We start from the raw sequence: 20196 nt of genomic DNA, 5'->3' as shown, positions 1-20196 counted from the left end.
CCGGTGCATCCGCGGACCGGCCCGTCCCCTTCACCGTGCTGTGCGCGGGACGGATGCAGCCGCTCAAAGGGCAGCAGGTGCTCGTGCGGGCGCTCGGTCGACTGCGCCGCGCCCATCCGGAGACCCCGGTGCGGCTGGTCCTGGCCGGAACGGGTTCGCCGGAGTTCCTGGACCACCTGCGCGAGCTGGCGCGCGCGGAGGGGGTCGCGGGCGACGTCGTGCTCCGTGGGTCCCTGCCGCGCCCCGAGCTCGCCCGGCTCATGGGCTCGGTAGACGCGGTGGCCGTGCCATCCTCCTCGGAGACCTTCGGACTCGTGGCCGTGGAGGCCCAGGCGTGCGGGACCCCCGTGCTCGCCACGGACGTGGACGGACTGCGCTACGCGGTGCGGGACGGCGAGACCGGCCGGCTCGTGCCCGGCAGGGACCCGGACGTGTGGGCCGAGGCCCTGCACCGCGCGGCCGCGGACCCCACCGCGTGGAGAGCGATGTCACAGGCCGCGGCTCGGCGGGCGCGCGAACTGACCTGGGACGACGTCGCCGCGCAGCACGCCCGCGCGTACCTCGCGTGTGCGGGTGACGGGCCCACCGCCTAAACTCGCGACTGTGACCACCGCGTACCTGAGCCGAGACTCCCTCGCCCGATACCTGGACCGCTCCCGGATCACCGGAGCCGTCGCCACGCCGCGCGAGGCCAACCTCCGCAACATCCAGGGGTTCCTGGACGGGGACCAGCACCAGCACATGGGGGTCGAGCGGACCCGGGAGTGGGACTTCGACTCCGTCTTCGAGCTCATGCGGGACCGTGTGGGCATCAACGACGACCCCGCCTACACCACCGGCCAGGACTCCATCTCCGCGCAGCTGTGCGTGGCCAGACTGGACGAGTACGCGGAGATCTTCAGCAGGGCGGTGCGGGGCCGCAAGCGTCTGCTCTTCGCCACGGGCCACCCCTCCGGGCTCGCACCGGTGTACGCCCGCATGGCCCGGGTGGCCCGCGCCTCCGGCGCCCGGGTGATCCGCTTCGACGAGGCCCTGCCCTTCGAGGACGGGGACGTCCGGCAGATCGAGGACGTGGTGATGGTCGAGCAGTACGGCGGGTTGCGCCACACCCACTTCCCCGACCCCATGCGGCTCGTGCTCGAGCACCTGGCGGAGCAAGGTCGGCAGGCGCCGGACCTCGTGGTCTCCGACCACGGCATGGCCGGCTGGGCCGGGTCCCGGGCCGGGCTGCCCACCATTGCGATGGGCGACTGCAACGACCCCGGGATCTTCGTGGCGGAGGCCCAGAACCAGGTGGACGTGGTGGTGCCCCTGGACGACAACGTGGCCCCGCACCTCTACGACCCCCTGGTGGACTACATCATCTCCCGCGCGGGGCTCGCGGGGCAGGACCGCCCCTGACCCGTCCGTCCCGCGGCAGGCGGACCCCGGACGTGCGACGGCGCCTGGCACCGAGCAGGTCGGTGCCGGGCGCCGTCGTCGGTCCCGGGGAATCGGTTCCGCTCAGCGCTCCACCTCGCCGCGGATGAACTTCTCCACGTTCTCGCGGGCGGTGTCGTCGTCGAACTGCTCGGGCGGGGACTTCATGAAGTAGGAGGACGCCGAGGTCAGCGGCCCGCCGATGCCGCGGTCCAGACCGATCTTGGCCGCGCGGATGGCGTCGATGATCACGCCCGCGGAGTTCGGCGAGTCCCACACCTCGAGCTTGTACTCCAGGGAGATGGGGGCGTTGCCGAAGCCGTGGCCCTCCAGGCGCACGAACGCGAACTTGCGGTCGTCCAGCCAGCCCACGTAGTCGGACGGGCCGATGTGGACGTCCTTGGCACGCATCTCGTGCGGCACGTTGGAGGTCACCGCCTGGGTCTTGGAGATCTTCTTGGACTCCAGCCGGGAGCGCTCCAGCATGTTCTTGAAGTCCATGTTGCCGCCCACGTTGAGCTGGTAGGTGCGGTCCAGCACGTAGCCACGGTCCTCCAGCAGCTTGGCGAGCACACGGTGGGTGATGGTGGCGCCCACCTGGGACTTGATGTCGTCGCCCACGATCGGCAGCCCGGCGTCCGTGAACTTCTGCGCCCACTCGTCCGTGCCCGCGATGAACACGGGCAGGGCGTTGACGAACGCGACCCCGGCGTCGATCGCGGCCTGCGCGTAGAAGCGGTCCGCCTCCTCGGAGCCCACGGGCAGGTAGGACACGAGGACGTCCACCTGACGCTCCCGCAGCACCTGCGCCACGTCCACGGGCTCGGCGTCGGACTCCGTGATGGTCTCGCGGTAGTACTGGCCCAGCCCGTCCAGGGTGGGCCCGCGGTCCACGGTCACGTCCAGCGGCGGGACCTTGGCGATCTCCATCGTGTTGTTCTCACCGGCCAGGATGGCCTGGGACAGGTCCAGGCCCACCTTGGCGGCGTCCACGTCGAACGCGGCGACGAACTGCACGTCCCGCACGTGGTAGTCCCCGAACTGCACGTGCATGAGCCCGGGCACGGAGTCGGAGGGATCGGCGTCACGGTAGAAGTGCACGCCCTGGATGAGCGAAGTGGCGCAGTTGCCCACACCGGCAACGGCCACGCGGATGGGATGTTCGGACACGGTTCTCCTCGACTCGGCGGATGACGGCCGCGCACGTCTCGCGCGCGCTCGTGCGGCCACGGAGTCACCACCGTGCCACGCCGCACTCGACCGACTTCACAGTGTAACCAGGCTCACCACCGGTTCCTTCCCGTGCGCGGACGACGACGCCGCCCGGCCCAGCGCCTGCTCCGCCGCCAGGGGGCAGCCTCCCGCCCGGTGACTCCGATGGTCGCCGGCGCAGCGGCGAGGTGTCACAGCGTCAGCAGGGCCTCCACGAGCAGCCCCACGGCCACGAGGGCGAAGACCACGCCGGAGACGATCTCGACCTCGGCGGCGCGGGCCTGGAACCGGCGGGCCAGGGCGGGGATGGACCCGGCCCAGGCCACCGCGAGGAACCACGCGAGGCCCACGGCCACCATCATCCCCAGCACCGCGAGGGCCTCCCACCACAGGATCCCGGCGGGGACCACCGAGCCGAACAGCGCCACGAAGAACACCACGGCCTTGGCGTTGGCGAGGTTCGTGACGGTGCCCTGGGCCAGGGCCCGCCAGGGGGTGAGACCCTCCGGGCCCAGGAACCGGCCGCGGCGGGAACCGGCGGAGAGCTCCGCGACGACCGCGGCGTCGTCGGCGCGCAGCGGATCCGTGGCGAGGCCCGTGCGGGCGGGCTCCGCGGCGACGTCGTGCGGCACGGGGTGCTGCGCGGCGGACCCGGTGCCGCCCGGACCGCGCCCGGGGGCACTGCCCTGGACCCGGTGGGCGCCGCCTGGATCCTGAGGCCCGCGGACCACCGGGCCCAGGGTGCTGCTCCGCCGGGCCGCCCGGCCGTCGAGGCCCGAGCGCAGGGAGCCGTAGCCCATGCGCAGCAGGAACAGGGCACCGCCGATCTGCACCGCGAGCTTCAGCACGTGGTTGTCGCTGATGAACACCGTGACGCCCGCGAGGGACAGCGCGATCCAGGCGAAGTTCCCGACCATCACGCCCAGGGCGGTGAACACGGCGCTGCGCCGTGAGGACAGGAACGCGTTGCGCAGGATCACGAAGATGTCCGGGCCGGGGACCACGATCCCCGCGATCCACAGTCCCAGCAGCGCCGCGTACTGCGCTGAGGTCATGCGTGCTTGGACTCGGTGGCCGCACCCCAGATGTTCACGTCGGCATCCGTGACGAGCTCGTCGATCCGGCGCAGCTCGTCCGCGGAGAACTCCAGGTTGGCCACGGCACGGGCGGAGTCCTCGATCTGCTGGGCGGAGGACGCCCCCACCAGCGCGGAGGTGACCTGCCCGGAGTCCTGCGGGCGCAGGGTCCACGCGATCGCCATCTGCGCGAGGGTCTGGCCGCGCTCCTGTGCCATGGTGTTGAGCTCACGGATCTGGTCCAGCGTCTGCTCGCTGAGCCAGGACGGGTCCAGGGACTTGTTCTCCGCGGCGCGGGAGCCCTCCGGCACGCCGTTGAGGTACTTGTCGGTGAGCATGCCCTGGGCCAGCGGGGTGAAGCAGATGGAGCCCATGCCGGTCTCGGTCAGCGCGCCCAGCAGGTTCTTCCCGCCCGCGCGCTCGTTCGGCTGCTCGATCCAGCGGTTGAGCATTGAGTAGGAGGGCTGGTGGATCACCAGCGGGGTGCCCAGCTCGCGCATGATCCGCTGCGCCTCGAGCGTGAGGTCCGCACCGTAGGAGGAGACGCCCACGTACGTGGCGCGGCCGGAGCGCACGATGTGGTCCAGCGCCCGCATGGTCTCCTCAAGGGGCGTCTCGGGGTCCGGGCGGTGGTGGTAGAACACGTCCACGTGGTCCAGGCCCATGCGTTCCAGGGACTGGTCCAGGGAGGTGACCAAGTACTGGCGGGAGCCGCCCACGTCACCGTACGGGCCGGGCCACATGTCCCACCCGGCCTTGGTGGAGATCACGAGCTCGTGGCGGTGCCCCGCGAAGTCCTCCTTGAGGATCCGGCCGAAGTTGAGCTCCGCCGAGCCCGCGGGCGGGCCGTAGTTGTTGGCCAGGTCGAAGTGGGTGATGCCCAGGTCGAACGCGCGGCGCAGCGTGGCGCGCATCCCGGCCACGGGCTTGTCGTCCCCGAAGTTGTGCCACAGCCCCAGGGAGACGGCGGGCAGCTTGAGCCCGGACTCCCCCACACGCCGGTACGGCATGGTCTCGTAGCGGTTCTCGGCAGGGGTCCACACGGTGTCGTCGCCATAGATCAGCATGGGCACCAGTCTGCCACCGCTCGGCTCCGCACACCGCACCGCATGACGGCGCACGACGCCGCCCGGGTCCCTTCGCGCACGACGCCGCCGGGCTCGTTCGCGTGCCAGGCGGCGTCGTGCGGTTCGGTTGCCCAGCGGGAGGTCTCAGACGCGCAGCACCACGGCGGTCTCCGGGGCCACGCGCACGGTGCCGTCGGAGCCCGGCTCGGGGGCCGCGCCGCTGGCGAACAGCAGCTGAGGCTCGTCCCCGCCCATGAGCGGCAGGTTGCGGGGTTCGTCGCCCAGGTTGATGGCCACGACCACGCCGTGCACGGACTCGGGCTCGCTCATCCGCTTGAGCATGAACCACTGCTCGTCGTCGCTGGCCTGGGTGGCCACGGTGTCCCAGCGCTGGTCGGTGAGCTCGGGGGTGCCCCGGCGCAGAGCGATGAGGTCCCGGTAGGCCCGGTAGATCCGCTCGTGGTCACCCTCGTGGACCTCGGACCAGTTGAGCTTGGAGCGCTCGAACGTCTGCGGGTCCTGGGGATCCGGCACGGTGGCGTGGTCCCAGTCCATCTGCGCGAACTCTGCCTTGCGGCCCTTCGCCACCGCCTCACCCAGCTCGGGCTCGGGGTGCGCGGTGAAGAACTGCCACGGCGTGCTGGCGCCGTACTCCTCCCCCATGAACAGCATGGGAGTGAAGGGCTGGGTCATGAGCCACGTGGCGGCGGCGATCGCCCGGTCCACGCTCATGGACTGGTTCATCCGGTCACCGGCCGCGCGGTTGCCCACCTGGTCGTGGTTCTGCAGGAACGTGACGAACTGGAACGGGCGCTGCTCGGCGGCGTCGATCTCCCGGCCGTGCGAGCGGCCCCGGAACGTGGAGTACGTCCCGTTGTGGAAGTACGCGGTGTGCATGGTCTTCTCGAGGGCGTGCAAGGACGCGAAGTCCCCGTAGTAGCCGTGGGTCTCGCCCGTGAAGGCCGTGTGCGCGGCGTGGTGGACGTCGTCGAGCCACTGGGCGTCCATGCCCAGGCCGTGGCGATTCGTGGCGGCAACCATGCGGGGGTCGTTGAGGTCGGACTCCGCGATGGTCACCAGGTCCTTGCCCGTGCGGGCGGACTCCTCGGCCACGCGCTCGGCGATCTCCTCCAGAATGTGCGTGGCGCGCGAGTCAGCGAGCGCGTGCACCGCGTCCAGGCGGAAGCCGTCCACGTGGTACTCGCGCAGCCACATTGTGACGTTGTCCAGGATGTACTCGCGCACCCCGTCCGCGCCCCAGCCGTCCAGGTTGATGAGGTCGCCCCAGCTGGAGGCGCCCGGCTTGAAGTAGTCCGCGAACAGGGGCAGGTAGTTCCCGCTGGGTCCCAGGTGGTTGTAGACCACGTCCTGGATCACGGACAGACCCCTGGCGTGGCACGCGTCCACGAACCGCTGGTAGGCCTCGGGCCCGCCGTAGGGCTCGGCCACCGTGTACCACGCGACGCCGTCGTAGCCCCAGTTGTGCTCGCCGTTGAAGCCGTTGACGGGCAGCAGCTCTACCGCGGTGACGCCCAGGTCCACCAGGTGGTCCAGCCTGCCGATGGCGGCGTCCAGCGTTCCTTCCGGGGTGAAGGTTCCGGGGTGCAGCTCGTACAGCACGGAGTCCTGCAGCGGGCGGGGGCGGAAATCGGCGTCGTGCCACTCGAAGGCGTCGGCGTCGAACGTGCACGAGAGCTCGTGGACGCCCTGCGGCTGGCGGCGCGAGCGAGGGTCCGGGAGCACGTCCGAGATCTGCTCACGCTCCTTCGGCGTGCCCTCGTCGAAGGTCTTGGTCAGGATGTAGCCGTAGCGCACGGTGCCCTGCGGGGCGGCGTCGGCGGCGGGAAGCGTCCACCAGCCGGGGCGACCCTCGAGGCCCTCCATGGGGTGGTCCTCGCCCTCGATGCGGACGGTGACCTTGCGAGCGTGGGGCGCCCAGACGTCGAAGCGGTGGTCGGTGCTCATGGTTCAGCTGTCCTTCCGGCGCAGGATCGCCACGGGGTAGGTGTCGAGGAGTTCGGCAAGAGCCACGGGCGCATCCTGGGCGGCCGTGAACTCGCGGTGTGTCAGGACGTCCTGCCACGTGCCGGGGGCCAGGGCCACGGACTCGTCCGCGAAACCGCCCTCGGCGGCGAGCGTGGCGGGGAAACGGGTGACCACGGTGGCCGCGCCGCCGCGGTCGAAGCCCAGGGCGTGCGCCGCGAGCGCACCCGTGGTCTCCAGAGGGGTGTAGTCCCCGAACAGCTCGGGGTGCTCGCGGCGCAGCCGCAGGACGCGGGAGGTCAGCAGCATCCGGGCCGCCCCGGTCTCGTCCACCGCGGGGGTGGCCGCGGCGGAACCCGGCGCGGCGGCGTCGAGCTCGGTGAGCATGGCGTCGCGCGCGGTGAAGTCCACGGGGCGGCGGTTGTCCGGGTCCACGAGGGAGGGTTCCCACAGCTCCTGGCCCTGGTAGACGTCCGGGACACCCGGCAGGGTCAGCTGCAGGGCGGTGGCGGCCAGGGCGTTCGCCCAGCCCGGCTCGCTCACCCGGGCCACGCAGCCCTCCACGACGCCGCGGGCGCGCGGGTTCGTGAACAGGAAGTCGATGAAGCGGGTCAGCTCCCGCTCGAAGTCCTCGTCCCCGTCCACCCACGCGGTGGACACGGACGCCTCGCGCACGGCCTTCATCGCGTAGTCGACGGCGCGGTCCCGCTCCAGGGGCCACGCACCCACCACGGCCTGCAGCACGAGGTTCACGGCGGGGCCGTCCGTGAGCGAGATCCCGGCGTCCTCCGCGCGGCCCACGAGCGTGGAGACGGTCTCGGCCCACACGCGCGGCAGCTCGGAGAGCACCGTGATCCGCGCGCGGACCGAAGCGGAGCGCTTGGTGTCGTGGGTCGTCAGCGCGTTCATGGTGGCCGGGGACTCCCGCTGGCGCCGCGCGGCCTCGGTGTGGAACTGCTCCGGGGTCAGGGAGAAGACCGAGGGGTCGCCGCCCACCTCCGTGAGGGACGTGAGCTGGGTCCAGCGGTAGAACGCGGTGTCCTCCACGCCCTTGGCCATGATCATTCCGGAGGTCTGCTGGAACCGCCGGGCCACCTCCGCCAGGTCCGCCTCCCGGGTGGCATCAGCGCCCAGGACGCGGGCGAGGTCCGTGAGCACGCCGTCGAGGTCCGCGCGCCGCTCCCGTGCCGCGGCCACGGCCCCACGGAGGTGCTCCGCGCCCTCGGGCAGGTAGGTGCGGTACACGGGGAAGTTGGCAGCGATCTCCGCCAGCCCGTCGTACGACGCCTCCGCGCCGTGCGGGAAGTCCTCGGGCAGCTCGCGCACCAGTCGGTGGATCTCAGCGGCCAGGCCATGATCCGCCATGCGGCGCTTGGTCTCGTGGATCAGCTCGTCCCAGCGCACGGGTGTGCCGCCGCGCAGCTGCGTGTCCAGCGAGGCGAGTTCGTAGTGGCCCCGGGCATCGGTCAGCACCCGGTCGATCCAGCCCAGGGAGTCGTAGCCCGTGGTGCCCGCCGAGCGCCAGTCCGAAGGCAGGTGCTCCCCCGGTTCCAGGATCTTCTCCACCACGGTCCATGCGCCGCCCGTGACGTCGCCGAGCATCTCCAGGTAGCCACGCGGGTCCCGCACCCCGTCCGGGTGGTCGATCCGCAGCCCGTCCACGAGGCCCTCGCGGAACCAGCGGGAGACCTCCGCGTGGGACTCGTCGAAGACCACCCGGTCCTCCACGCGCACGCCGGCCAGCGTGGCCACGGTGAAGAACCGGCGGTAGTTCAGTTCGGAGTCCCCCCGGCGCCAGTTGACCAGCTCGTAGTGCTGGCGCCCGTGCACCTCGGCGGGGTCGTCGCCCTCGGACCAGGTGCCGTCCGCGAGCGGGTAGACGTTGTCGTAGTAGCGCAGCGTGCCGTCCTGGACGGTGAGTGCGGAGAGGTCCTCGTCGCCGTCGCCCAGCACCGGGATCAGCACCTTGCCGTGCCCGGCCTCCCAGTCCACGTCGAACGCGTCCGCGTAGCGGCTCTCACGCCCCTCGGCGAGCAGCGACCACCACCACGGGTTCTGCTGCGGCTCGGCCACGCCCTGGTGGTTGGGGACGATGTCCACCACCACGCCCAGGCCCGCGGCGTGCGCGGCCTCGGACAGCGCCGTGAGACCCGCGGAACCACCGCGCTCGGGGTCCACCTCGGTGGGGTCCACCACGTCGTAGCCGTGGTCGGAGCCGCTCGTGGCCCGGAGGATCGGTGAGAGGTACACCCAGTCCGCCCCGAGGCGCCGGATGTACGGGACAAGCCCCGCCACGCGGTGGAGGTCCTGCTGGGACGTGATCTGGAGGCGGTACGTGGAAGTGGGAGTCAGCACCCCTCCAGTCTCGCGGAGTGCGCGCGCTCGTGCCAGTCCATCCGCCCAGGGCAAGACTGCCCGGACCCGATGGCCACGACGTCGTCGGGGGCACCCCGCCGCAACCACAGTGCCGAGGACCCCGGGGCCGGGGTCCCGGTGCTCGGGATCCCCGGGACGTGGGACCCCGGCATCCGGCGTGTGGCACGCCGTCCCCGGGAGCGAGGCACGCCGGCACCCGGGACGACGAACGCGCCACCCCGCACGGGGTGACGCGTTCGGCACACTCACTGCCGGTCGCCGCCCGGGGATTCGGAGCGGGCGGCGGTCCTGGGCAGTGTCAGGGCAGGTCCGGGGTCTCGGCGTACACCGCCGCCGACGCCGCCACGGACGCGGCCACCGAGGCGTCCGGTTCCTCCTCGGGCTCCTCCCACGCGCGCAGCAGCACGGTGGACTTGCCGTCCATCTGCAGCACGCTGGAGTGCTCCCGCACGTCACCGTCCGAGTGCCGGCCGGCGGTGTCCAGGATCTCCTCCCACTTCATGCCGTACTCGGCCGGGGGCAGGGTCACGTCCACGGGCTCCGGGTTCGAGTTGAAGTACACGATGAAGTTGTCGTCCGTGATCCGGCGGCCGCGCATGTCCACGCCCGCGATGCCCTCACCGTTGAGCCACATGCCCACGGCGCGGGCCAGGGGCTCGTCCCAGTCGGCCGGGACCATGGGCGTGCCGTCGGTGTTGAGCCACGCGATGTCCGGCATGGCATCGCCCTCGCCCAGCTCCCCCATGTCCACGGGGCGGCCGTCGAAGAACTGCGAGCGCCGGAACGTGGGGTGCTCGTGGCGCAGCCGGGTGATGGCCGCGGTGAACTCCACGAGGGGCGCGTCCACCTTCTCCCAGTTGATCCACGTGAGCTCGTTGTCCTGGCAGTACGTGTTGTTGTTGCCCTTTTGGGTGCGCCCCAGCTCGTCCCCGTGCAACAGCATGGGGGTGCCCTGGGAGAGCATCAGGGTGGCCAGGAAGTTGCGCTGCTGGCGGGCGCGCAGGGCCAGCACCGCGGCGTCGTCCGTGGGGCCCTCCTCGCCGCAGTTCCACGAGCGGTTGTGGGACTCGCCGTCGTTGTTGTCCTCGCCGTTGGCCTCGTTGTGCTTCTCGTTGTAGGAGACCAGGTCCCGCAGCGTGAAGCCGTCGTGGGCGGTCACGAAGTTCACGGAGGCGAACGGGCGGCGGCCACTGTTCTCGTAGAGGTCCGCGGAGCCGGTGACGCGGGACGCGAACTCCCCCAGCGTGGCGGGCTCGCCGCGCCAGAAGTCGCGCACGGTGTCCCGGTACTTGCCGTTCCACTCGGTCCACTGCGGCGGGAAGTTGCCCACCTGGTAGCCGCCGGGACCGATGTCCCAGGGCTCCGCGATGAGCTTGACCTGCGAGACGATCGGGTCCTGCTGCACGAGCTCGAAGAACGTGGAGAGCTTGTCCACGTCGTAGAACTCCCGCGCGAGCGTGGCCGCGAGGTCGAAGCGGAAGCCGTCCACGTGCATCTCGGTGACCCAGTAGCGCAGCGAGTCCATGATGAGCTGCAACGAGTGCGGGTGGCGCACGTTGAGCGAGTTCCCCGTGCCCGTGTAGTCCATGTAGAACTTGTGGTCGTCGTCCACGGTGCGGTAGTACGCGTTGTTGTCGATGCCCTTCATGGACAGCGTGGGGCCCATGTGGTTGCCCTCGGCCGTGTGGTTGTAGACCACGTCCAGGATGACCTCGATGTCCGCCTGGTGCAGGGCCCGGACCATGGCCTTGAACTCCTGCACCTGGCTGCCCAGGTGGGAGGCGGCGCTGTACTCGTTGTGCGGGGCGAAGAACGCGATGGTGTTGTAGCCCCAGTAGTTGCGCAGGTCCTTCTCCAGCAGCGTGGAGTCCTGCACGAACTGGTGCACGGGCATGAGCTCCACCGCGGTGACGCCCAGCTTCTTGAGGTGGGCGATCACGGACGGGTGGGAGACCCCCGCGTAGGTGCCGCGCTGCTCCTCGGGGACCTCGGGGTGCTGCTCCGTGAGCCCCTTGACGTGCGCCTCGTAGATCACGGACTTGTGGTAGGGCGTGTGGGGGGTGCGGTCGCCCTCCCAGTCGAAGAACGGGTTGATCACCACGGCCTTCATCATGTGCGGTGCGGAGTCCTGGTGGTTCTCGGAGTCCTCGTCGCCGAAGTTGTAGGAGAACAGGGACTCGTCCCAGTCGATCCCGCCTTCCACGGCCTTGGCGTAGGGGTCCAGCAGCAGCTTGTCGGGGTTGCAGCGCAGCCCCTGGGCGGGGTCCCACGGGCCGTGCACGCGGTAGCCGTAGCGCTGGCCGGGCTGGACCGCCGGGAGGTAGCAGTGCCACACGTAGCTGTCCACGGCGGTGACCTCCACGCGGGTCTCCGTGCCGTCCTCGTCGAACAGGCACAGCTCCACGCGGTCCGCGACCTCGGAGAAGATCGCGAAATTGGTCCCCGTGCCGTCGAACGTGGCGCCCAGTGGATACGGGTGTCCGGGCCAAACTTCCATGTGGTTCTCCTCAAGGTGTGGTGGGGCCGAGCGCGGGTCCCCCGCCCTCGGCCAACCTCCCACCTTAGTCGCTCCGGGGCCTGCTCAGGGACGCGTGAGGACCGTGCGCGCATTCTCGGCGAGCACGGACGGGGGCACGGGGCCCTCCCCGTGGGCACGCGATGCGAGCGCGTGCAGCCCGGCTCCCAGCGCAGCGGCCGTGGCCCACCGGCCGTCACCGCACGCCCACGGTCCCAGACCCGCCAGGGCATCCGGGTGCTCGGCCACGTGGGCGAGCACGGTGCCCAGGATTCCCGCGAGCGTGTCCCCGGACCCGGCGGTCGCGAGCCACGGGCTGGCCCCGCCCACGCTGAGGCACAGGCACTCAGAATTCTCCGGGGATCCCGTGGCACCCACCGGTGAGGCGATCACCGTGGTGGCGCCCTTGAGCAGCACGGTGGCCCCGGTCAGGCGGGCGGCCTCCCTGGCCCAGCGCAGAGGGTTTGCCTCGATGGCCGTGCGCTCGACCCCCGACTCGCACAGCCCGAAGCCGTGCAGCCACTCGAAGATCTGGGACAGCTCCCCCGCGTGCGGGGTGAGGATCTTGTGCGGGCCCAGGCGGGCGTCCGCGACCGAGCGGGCGGCGGCGTCGAGCGCCCCGGCGTCCAGCACGGCGGGCTCCGCGGCCTCGATCACGGCCTCGACACGGGCCGCCTGGGCCTCGTCCCCCACCACGCCGGGGCCCGCGAGCCACGCCTGGACGTGCACGTCCCACGGCTGGTCGTCGGAGCACACAACCTCGGGGCTGCGGGCGAGCACCATGGCGCGCGCCGTGGAGTCCCCCAGGAAGCGGACCATGCCCGCGCCGGCATTCACCGCGGCCTGGGTGCACATGATGGCCGCGCCCGGATAGCTCGGCGCGCCGGCCACGACGCCCAGCACCCCGCGCGTGTACTTGGTGTCGGTGGCCCCGGGCCGCGGCCACGCGGCGAGGACGTCGCGGGCCTCGAGCCGGTGCACCGCCGCAGAGCCCATCTGGTCCTCGATGCCGATCGGCACCACCGTGAGCGATCCGGCGGCCTGTTCGCCCGGGGAGACCACGTGCCCGGTCTTCGCGCCCCCGAACGTGACGGTGGCGTCCGCACCCAGCACGGGCTCCGGCGTCTCACCGGTGTCCGCCGAGACGCCCGAGACGATGTCGCACGCCACCACCCGGGGGCCGCTGCGCTCCCCGCGCGCGTCCGCGTCCCGTTGCTCCTCGAACGCCCGCACCAGATCCGCGACCGGTCCGCGGAGCCCGCCGCTCGCACCGGTGCCGAGAACCGCATCCAGCACGAGGTCCACCGAGTGCAGCAGGGCCGCCGCTTCGGTCACGTGGAGGGGATCCGCCGCCTCCGTGCCTCCGGTTGATTCGGCCCTGCCCTGCGGGTCGTCCCCGGCCAGCCGCATGACGACGCCGCCCGCCCGGGTGAAGGCCGCCAGTCCCGCCTCGTGAGCGCGCGAGCCCGTGAGCACGGCCACCACCGACACCCCGCGACGACGCAGGAACGTCCCCGCCCACAGTCCGTCCCCGCCGTTGTTGCCGGTGCCCACGAGCACCACGGCCCTGCGTCCCGCGAGTGTGCCCCGGCGGGTGTGCCCGCGCAGCTGCTGCTCGCACTCGCGCGCCAGGCCCAGCGCCGCGCGGCGCATCAGCTCGTCCCCCCACCCCTCGTCCAGCAGCGGCTGCTCCGCCGCGCGGACGGCGGCGCCGGAAAATCCGTCAATCATGGTTCGTCCCTCCCTGCCCCTCCGCCACGACGAACGCCACGGCCATGCCGCCGTCGTGGGAGATGCTCACGTGCCAGGTCTGCACACCGCGTGCGCGCTGCTCCCGTTCCACGGTGCCCGTGGTGTGCAGCCGGGGCGCTCCGTGGGGGTCGTTGGTGACCCAGCAGTCCTGCCAGATCATGCCGGGCGGCGCGTTCAGCGCCTTGGCCGCAGCCTCCTTGACGGCGAACCTCGCCGCGAGGGACCGCGGGGCGAGCTCCCGCTCGTGCGGCACGAACAGCCGTTCCCGCAAGCGGGGAGTGCGCTCGAGCTGCCGCTCGAAACGCTCGATGTCCACGATGTCCACGCCGGTGCCCACGATCATGCCGCCAGCCTAGCGGCGCGCTCCGACCCCCTGAAGGTGCCGAACGCCGCCGTGCCCGTTCCGCACGGGCGGCCCGCAGACGTCGCGGATGCTGCGGGCCCGTGGACCGTGGAACCCCCACGCATGGGGCGGGACGCCTCCGCTCGGCGGCTGCGCGGCGTCGTCGTGCCGGCACCCCGGCGGCAGCTCCACGCCGCCCGTCCTTCGAGCTGCCGCCGTCAACACGCCGCATCCTTGTCTGTGGAGCTCTCGCGGCCCCCCGGCCGTGGAGCGCGGGCCCGCGACCATCACCCCGGGAACGACGACGGCGGGTGGCGCCCCCGTAAAGGGGCACCACCCGCCGTGTGCTGGGACCGGGTGCGGCTACTCGACCGTGACGGACTTGGCCAGGTTGCGCGGCTGGTCCACGTCGTAGCCCTTGGCTCCCGCGAGCTCGCACGCGAAGATCTGCAGGGGCACCGTGGCCACGAGCGGCTGCATGAGCGTGGGGGCCTCGGGGACGTAGAACACGTGGTTGGCGAACTCGCGCACGGCCTCGTCACCCTCCTCGGCGATCACGATGGTCTCGGCGCCGCGGGCGCGGATCTCCTGGATGTTGGAGACCACCTTGGCGTGCAGCGAGTCCCGCCCGTTCGGCGAGGGAACGATCACGATGACGGGCTGGCCCTGGTCGATCAGGGCGATGGGCCCGTGCTTGAGCTCACCCGCGGCAAAGCCCTCCGCGTGGATGTAGGCGATCTCCTTGAGCTTGAGGGCGCCCTCCATGGCCACAGGGAAGCCCACGTGGCGCCCCAGGAACAGCACGGACTCGGCGTCCTTCATGCTCGTGGCGAGCTCCTTGACCTGCGGCTCCACCTCGTCCAGCACCCGCTGGATCTTCCCCGGCATGGCCTCCAGCTCGGACAGCAGCGTGGCGATCTCGTCCTTGAACTTGTTGCCCCGCAGCTGTGCGAGGTACAGGCCCAGCAGGTAGGCGGCCGTGATCTGGGCCAGGAATGCCTTGGTGGAGGCCACGGCGATCTCGGGGCCGGCGTGCGTGTAGAGCACGGCGTCGGCCTCACGCGGGATCGTGGAGCCGTTGGTGTTGCAGATGGCCACGACCTTGGCGCCCTGCTCCTGCGCGTGGCGCACCGCCATGAGGGTGTCCATGGTCTCCCCGGACTGGGACACGGCGACCACCAGGGTCTTCTCGTTCACGATCGGGTCGCGGTAGCGGAACTCGTGGGCCAGCTCCACCTCGGTGGGGATCCGGCACCAGTGCTCGATGGCGTAGCGCGCCACCTGGCCGGCGTAGGCCGCCGTGCCGCACGCGATCACCACGATCTTGTCGATCGAGCGCAGCAGGGACTCGTCGATCTTGATCTCGTCCAGCGTGAGACGGCCGTTCTCGTCCAGGCGCCCGAGGAGGGTGTCCGCCACGGCGGAGGGCTGGTCGTGGATCTCCTTCTCCATGAAGGAGGGGTAGCCGTCCTTCTCGGCGGCGGCGGCGTCCCACTCGATGTCGAAGGGCTTGCCCTCGGCGGGGTTGCCGTGGAAGTCGACGATCGCGTAGTCCTCGGCGGTGATGGTGACGATCTGGTCCTGGCCCATCTCCACCGCACGCTTGGTGTAGTCGATGAAGCCGGAGACGTCCGAGCCCAGGAAGTTCTCGTGCTCGCCCAGGCCGATCACGAGCGGGGAGTTGCGGCGGGCCGCGACCACGCGGTCCGGGACGTCCGCGTGGACGGCCAGCAGGGTGAAGGCACCCTCCAGCCGACGGCAGGTGTCCTGCATGGCGACCGTGAGGTCCTTGTGCTCGGGGTCCTGCGCGTCGTAGGTGCGGGCCAGCAGCACGGCGGCCACCTCGGTGTCCGTCTCGGACACGAAGGTCTCGCCCTGGGCGGCCAGCTCGCGCTTGATCTCGCTGAAGTTCTCGATGATGCCGTTATGGATCATGGCGAGCTTGCCGCCGTCCACCACGTGGGGGTGCGCGTTGACGTCCGAGGGGCCGCCGTGGGTGGCCCACCGGGTGTGCCCGATCCCGATCGTGGACTCGGGCAGAGGATCCGCCTCGAGCTCGCCGATCAGGTTGCTGAGCTTGCCCGCCTTCTTGCGGTACTCCACGTCGTGATCCGCGATCACGGCGACCCCGGCGGAGTCGTACCCGCGGTACTCGAGGCGGCGGAGCCCCTCGAGAATGACGTCCAGTGCGCCGTGCGACCGACCGTCAACGCCCTTTGAGCCCACATATCCCACAATTCCACACATGAAGATGCATTCTACCGGAAACGCCATCCCGCATGTGCGTGGCACCACGGCCTCGGGCCTACACTGGTCCGAGCATGAGCACCCAGCCCACCACCCAGCGCGTCTCTCCCTTCGTGGAGCTGGACCGACAGACGTGGTCCAGACTCTCGCACGAGATCGACGTCCCCCTCACCGCGCAGGAGATCGAGAACCTGCGCGGTCTCGGCGACCGCCTGGACGTGGACGAGGTGCGGGAGGTCTACCTCCCCCTCTCCCGCCTGCTCACGCTCTACGACATGTCCTCCACGCAGCTCAACGCCGCGACGAACTCGTTCCTGGGTGAGCACCACGCACGAACACCCTTCGTGATCGGGATCGCCGGCTCCGTGGCCGCGGGGAAGTCCACCACCGCCCGCCTGCTGCGCGAGATGCTCTCCCGGTGGCCCTCCACCCCCAACGTGCAGCTGGTCACCACCGACGGCTTCCTCCACCCCAACGCCGAGCTGCGGCGCCGAGGGCTGATGGACCGCAAGGGGTTCCCCGAGTCCTACGACCGGCGAGCGCTGCTGCGTTTCGTGGCCGAGATCAAGTCGGGCGCGGCCGAGGTCCGCGCACCCAAGTACTCCCACGTCACCTACGACATCCTCCCGGACGAGGAGGTGGTGGTGACCCGCCCGGACGTCGTGATCGTGGAGGGCCTCAATGTGCTCGCACCCGCCAAGCTGGAGAGCGGCAACCGCACCGCCCTGGCCCTGAGCGACTTCTTCGACTTCAGCATCTACGTGGACGCCCGCACCAGTGACATCGAGCGCTGGTACGTGGAGCGCTTCCAGGCCCTGCGGTCCTCGGCGTTCGCCGATCCCGACTCCTACTTCCACCGCTACGCGAACCTCACCGACGACGAGGCACGGGACGTGGCCACGGACATCTGGCACCGGATCAACGAGCCCAACCTGGAGCAGAACGTGCGCCCCACCCGGGGGCGGGCCCGCCTGATCCTGTCCAAGGACCACGACCACAAGATCCGACGGGTGCTGCTGCGCAAGAACTGACCGCCTCGCGTCGGAACCCGGTTCACCCGCCCACCGTTGTGCGACCGTGATGGTCACCGCTTGTCACCTATCGATTTCTTCCTTTCCGAAACCTGTGTGTACGCTGAGCGGCATGTTCAATGGTTTCAAGGAATTCATCATGAAGGGCAACGTGATGGATCTCGCCGTTGCCGTCATCATCGGCGCGGCCTTCTCCCAGATCGTCAACGCCCTCGTGGAGAGCGTGCTCATGCCCGCCATCTCCGCCCTCGTCGGGTCCCCCAACTTCGACGACTTCGCCGTGGTCACGCTCAACGGCAACGACCTCAAGTTCGGTGTGCTGCTCACCGCCGTCGTCAACTTCCTGCTCATCGCCGCCGCAGTGTACTTCTGCATCGTGATGCCCATGAACAAGATGATCGAGCGCCGCAACCGCCGTCTGGGCATCGAGCCCGCCGCGGAACCGGCCGATCCCAACACCGTGCTGCTCACCGAGATCCGCGACGCCCTGGCTGCCAAGCCCGGCACCGCGGGCACCGAGGGCCGCCACTCCGGTCCCGCCGTCTGACCCACCCGTCCCTTCTGAGAACGAGGGCCCCGCATCCGTGACGGATGCGGGGCCCTCGTTCATCTCGGCACACGCCGTGCGGGGCGCTCAGCCCTGGAGGCTCAGGTGCTCCTCGACCACGGCCACCAGCTGCTCCGCCTCGCGCTGGGCGTCGTCGTGGGTGGCGGCCTCCACCATCACCCGGACCACAGGCTCGGTGCCGGACGGACGCAGCAGAACACGCCCCTCCGCCCCGAGCCGCTCCTCGGTGCGGGCCACGGCCTCGAGGACCGGCTCACTGGTCTTGGCCGCGGCCTTGTCCACGTTCTTCACGTTGATCATCACCTGCGGCATCCGCGTCATGGTGGTGGCGAGCTCCTGCAGCGGCATGCCCGTCTGCGCCACGCGGGAGGCCAGCATGAGCCCCGTGAGCAGACCGTCACCCGTGGTGGCGTAGTCCGCCATGATCACGTGGCCGGACTGCTCGCCACCCAGGTTGTAGCCGTTGGCCACCATGGACTCCAGGACGTACCTGTCCCCCACCGAGGCCCGCACCAGGGTGATCCCGGCCTCGTCCAGGGCCAGCTGCAGACCCAGGTTGCTCATGACCGTGGCCACCAGCGTGTCCTGGTTCAGCCGCCCGGCCTCCTTCATGGCAATCGCCAGGATGCACATGATCTGGTCGCCGTCCACCTCCGTGCCCGTGTGGTCCACCGCGAGGCAGCGGTCGGCGTCGCCGTCGTGCGCGATGCCGAGGTCCGCCCCGAGTTCACGAACCGCCTGCTTCAGCGGACCGAGGTGGGTGGAACCCACACCGTCGTTGATGTTCAGCCCGTCCGGTTCCGCACCGATCACGTGCACCGTGGCGCCCGCGTCGCGGAAGGCGTCCGGGGACGCCCCAGACGCCGCGCCGTGCGCGCAGTCCAGCACGATCGAGAGCCCGTCCAGCCGGTGGGGAATGGCTCCCACCAGGTGCAGGATGTAGCGGTCCTCGGCGTCGGACAGCCGTGTCACGCGGCCCACGTCGGCACCTGTGGGGCGCACGAAGTCCTTGGCCTCGTAGACCTGCTGGATGGTGTCCTCCACGGCATCCGGCAACTTCTTGCCCCCGTGGGCCAGGAACTTGATGCCGTTGTCCGGCGCCGGATTGTGGGACGCGGAGATCATCACACCGAAGTCGGCGTCGATGTCGCCCACAAGGTAGGCCGCAGCCGGGGTGGGCAGCACCCCGGCGTCGTACACGTCCACGCCGGAGCTCGCGAGCCCTGCGGTGACGGCGGCGCCGATGAACTCGCCGCTCGCGCGACCGTCCCGTGCCACCACCGCGGTGGGCCGTCTGCCCTCGGGTGCGTGGCGGTGTCCCAGGACGATTGCCGCGGCCTGCGACAGTTCCATGGCCAGTTCAGCTGTGAGGAGGCCGTTCGCGAGACCGCGGACGCCGTCCGTTCCAAAGATTCTAGACATCGCAGATCATCCTACGGCCATCCGGCCGGTTGCAGCCGCACCCCGTCAGTCCTTCCCGGGGCGAACCACGGGAAAGCCGTCGGGGTTGGTGCCGTTGTCGTCGGTGAAGTCCGTGGCCCCGCCCACGATCTTGGAGTCCACGTCCCCCACGAGCGCGCGGTCCTTGTTGGGGTAGTCGAACTGCGTCAGGACGTGACGCATGGCCTCCAGGCGGGCCCGCTTCTTGTCGTTGGACTTGATCACGGTCCAGGGCGCGTCGCCGGTGTCCGTGTAGAAGAACATGGCTTCTTTCGCCTCGGTGTAGTCGTCCCACTTGTCCAGGGAGGCCACATCCGTGGGCGAGAGCTTCCACTGGCGCACGGGGTCCGTGCGGCGGGACTGGAACCGTGCGAGCTGCTCGGCCCGGGTCACGGAGAACCAGAACTTGATCAGGTGCGTTCCGGAGTTCACGAGCATGCGCTCGAACTCGGGGGCCTGGCGCATGAACTCGTAGTACTCCTGGGAGGTGCAGTAGCCCATGACGCGCTCCACGCCCGCGCGGTTGTACCAGGAGCGGTCCATGAGCACGATCTCCCCACCGGAGGGCAGGTGCTGCACGTAGCGCTGGAAGTACCACTGCGTCTGCTCGATGTCCGTGGGCTTCTCGAGCGCCACCACCCGCGCCCCGCGGGGGTTCAGGTGCTCCGTGAAGCGCTTGATCGCGCCGCCCTTGCCCGCGGCGTCGCGCCCCTCGAAGATGATGAGCAGCTTCTGCCCGGTCTCCTTGATCCAGAGCTGGAGCTTGAGGAGCTCGATCTGCAGCGCGCGCTTGGTGCGCTCGTAGTCCTTGCGGGAGAGCTTTTCGTCGTACGGGTAGCCGATCTTCCAGGCCTGGGAATCCCCCGCGCCGGTCGTCTTGTGGAGCTTCCTGTCCAGCTCGGAGATCTCGTCCAGTTCGGCCGCGTAGTCCTCCACCACCGACACCCGGTGCTGCTCCTTCTTGAGCGCCTCGTCCACCGCGCTGTCCTGCTCGGCGTGCCTCGCCGCCTCGTTCTCTGCCTTCGCGATGATCGCGTTCTCCTGCTGCTGCTCCGGTTGCTTGCTCATGCGGGCCCTCTCGTGACGGTGCGGTGGGAGCGGCGGTGCTCCACTTCACACTTTACGCCCGCGTCACGCGCCGGTTACCCGCGCAACACCGGGCACGAC

General features: G+C 70.6%; 15 protein-coding genes. 4 read left to right on the top strand and 11 right to left on the bottom strand.

All coding sequences use genetic code 11. The features are described 5' to 3' along the window. Positions 1-593: glycosyltransferase (locus tag QL985_RS09140; RefSeq protein WP_290147747.1), on the top strand; the 593-nt coding region annotated here is incomplete at its 5' end. A 10-nt stretch (positions 594-603) separates the two neighbouring features. Continuing rightward, entirely contained in the window at positions 604-1401 is a 798-nt protein-coding gene (locus tag QL985_RS09135; RefSeq protein WP_259905766.1) for a phosphatase, read from the top strand. A 102-nt stretch (positions 1402-1503) separates the two neighbouring features. On the opposite strand, the gene QL985_RS09130 is transcribed toward QL985_RS09135, so the two are convergent. From QL985_RS09130 to glmS, 9 genes are all read right to left on the bottom strand, one after another. Next, a complete protein-coding gene (locus QL985_RS09130; RefSeq protein WP_019309614.1) occupies positions 1504-2589 on the bottom strand; it encodes an inositol-3-phosphate synthase in 1086 nt (361 codons plus the stop codon). 233 nt (positions 2590-2822) lie between these two features. Further along, positions 2823-3686, bottom strand: coding sequence for a LysE family translocator (locus QL985_RS09125; RefSeq protein ID WP_039102081.1), 864 nt, complete (start codon positions 3684-3686; stop codon positions 2823-2825). Beyond that, positions 3683-4774: an L-glyceraldehyde 3-phosphate reductase gene (gene mgrA, locus QL985_RS09120; protein WP_039102082.1), complete on the bottom strand. Its 1092-nt coding sequence runs from the start codon at positions 4772-4774 to the stop codon at positions 3683-3685. The genes QL985_RS09125 and mgrA overlap by 4 nt, the downstream gene beginning before the upstream one ends. Positions 4775-4918: 144 nt before the next feature. Continuing rightward, a complete protein-coding gene (treZ, locus tag QL985_RS09115) occupies positions 4919-6739 on the bottom strand; it encodes a malto-oligosyltrehalose trehalohydrolase (protein WP_039102083.1) in 1821 nt (606 codons plus the stop codon). Between the two features lie 3 nt (positions 6740-6742). Continuing rightward, positions 6743-9112 (bottom strand): malto-oligosyltrehalose synthase, encoded by a 2370-nt coding sequence (treY, locus tag QL985_RS09110; protein ID WP_039102084.1) that lies wholly within the window; start codon positions 9110-9112, stop codon positions 6743-6745. Between the two features lie 319 nt (positions 9113-9431). Next, a complete protein-coding gene (gene glgX, locus QL985_RS09105) occupies positions 9432-11630 on the bottom strand; it encodes a glycogen debranching protein GlgX (RefSeq protein WP_257744169.1) in 2199 nt (732 codons plus the stop codon). An 84-nt stretch (positions 11631-11714) separates the two neighbouring features. Continuing rightward, the gene (locus QL985_RS09100; protein WP_257744168.1) at positions 11715-13379 is read right to left on the bottom strand and encodes a bifunctional ADP-dependent NAD(P)H-hydrate dehydratase/NAD(P)H-hydrate epimerase; all 1665 of its coding nucleotides are present in this window, start codon (positions 13377-13379) and stop codon (positions 11715-11717) included. Beyond that, a complete protein-coding gene (locus tag QL985_RS09095) occupies positions 13372-13743 on the bottom strand; it encodes a holo-ACP synthase (RefSeq protein WP_124109441.1) in 372 nt (123 codons plus the stop codon). Before QL985_RS09095 ends, QL985_RS09100 begins: the two co-directional genes overlap by 8 nt. Before the next feature lie 363 nt (positions 13744-14106). Beyond that, positions 14107-15990: a glutamine--fructose-6-phosphate transaminase (isomerizing) gene (glmS, locus tag QL985_RS09090; protein ID WP_059281416.1), complete on the bottom strand. Its 1884-nt coding sequence runs from the start codon at positions 15988-15990 to the stop codon at positions 14107-14109. Between the two features lie 74 nt (positions 15991-16064). Here glmS and coaA point away from each other — a divergent pair, with 74 nt between their 5' ends. Together coaA and mscL are read left to right on the top strand one after the other, a co-directional pair. Beyond that, complete coding sequence (coaA, locus tag QL985_RS09085; protein WP_047978958.1) at positions 16065-17021, top strand: type I pantothenate kinase; 957 nt, start codon at positions 16065-16067, stop codon at positions 17019-17021. 112 nt (positions 17022-17133) lie between these two features. Next, positions 17134-17568, top strand: a complete 435-nt coding sequence (gene mscL / locus QL985_RS09080; RefSeq protein WP_019309624.1) for a large conductance mechanosensitive channel protein MscL — start codon at positions 17134-17136, stop codon at positions 17566-17568. A gap of 87 nt (positions 17569-17655) precedes the next feature. Here mscL and glmM read toward each other — a convergent pair whose 3' ends face one another. Beyond that, entirely contained in the window at positions 17656-19011 is a 1356-nt protein-coding gene (gene glmM / locus QL985_RS09075; protein WP_019309625.1) for a phosphoglucosamine mutase, read from the bottom strand. Positions 19012-19056: 45 nt separating this feature from the next. Then, a complete protein-coding gene (gene ppk2, locus QL985_RS09070; RefSeq protein ID WP_019309626.1) occupies positions 19057-20097 on the bottom strand; it encodes a polyphosphate kinase 2 in 1041 nt (346 codons plus the stop codon). Positions 20098-20196: the final 99 nt, after the last annotated feature.

The sequence above is a fragment of the Kocuria sp. APC 4018 genome (assembly GCF_030407675.1).
GTDB classification, from domain to species: Bacteria; Actinomycetota; Actinomycetes; order Actinomycetales; family Micrococcaceae; genus Kocuria; species Kocuria rhizophila.
This window is presented reverse-complemented; position numbering and strand designations above follow the sequence as displayed.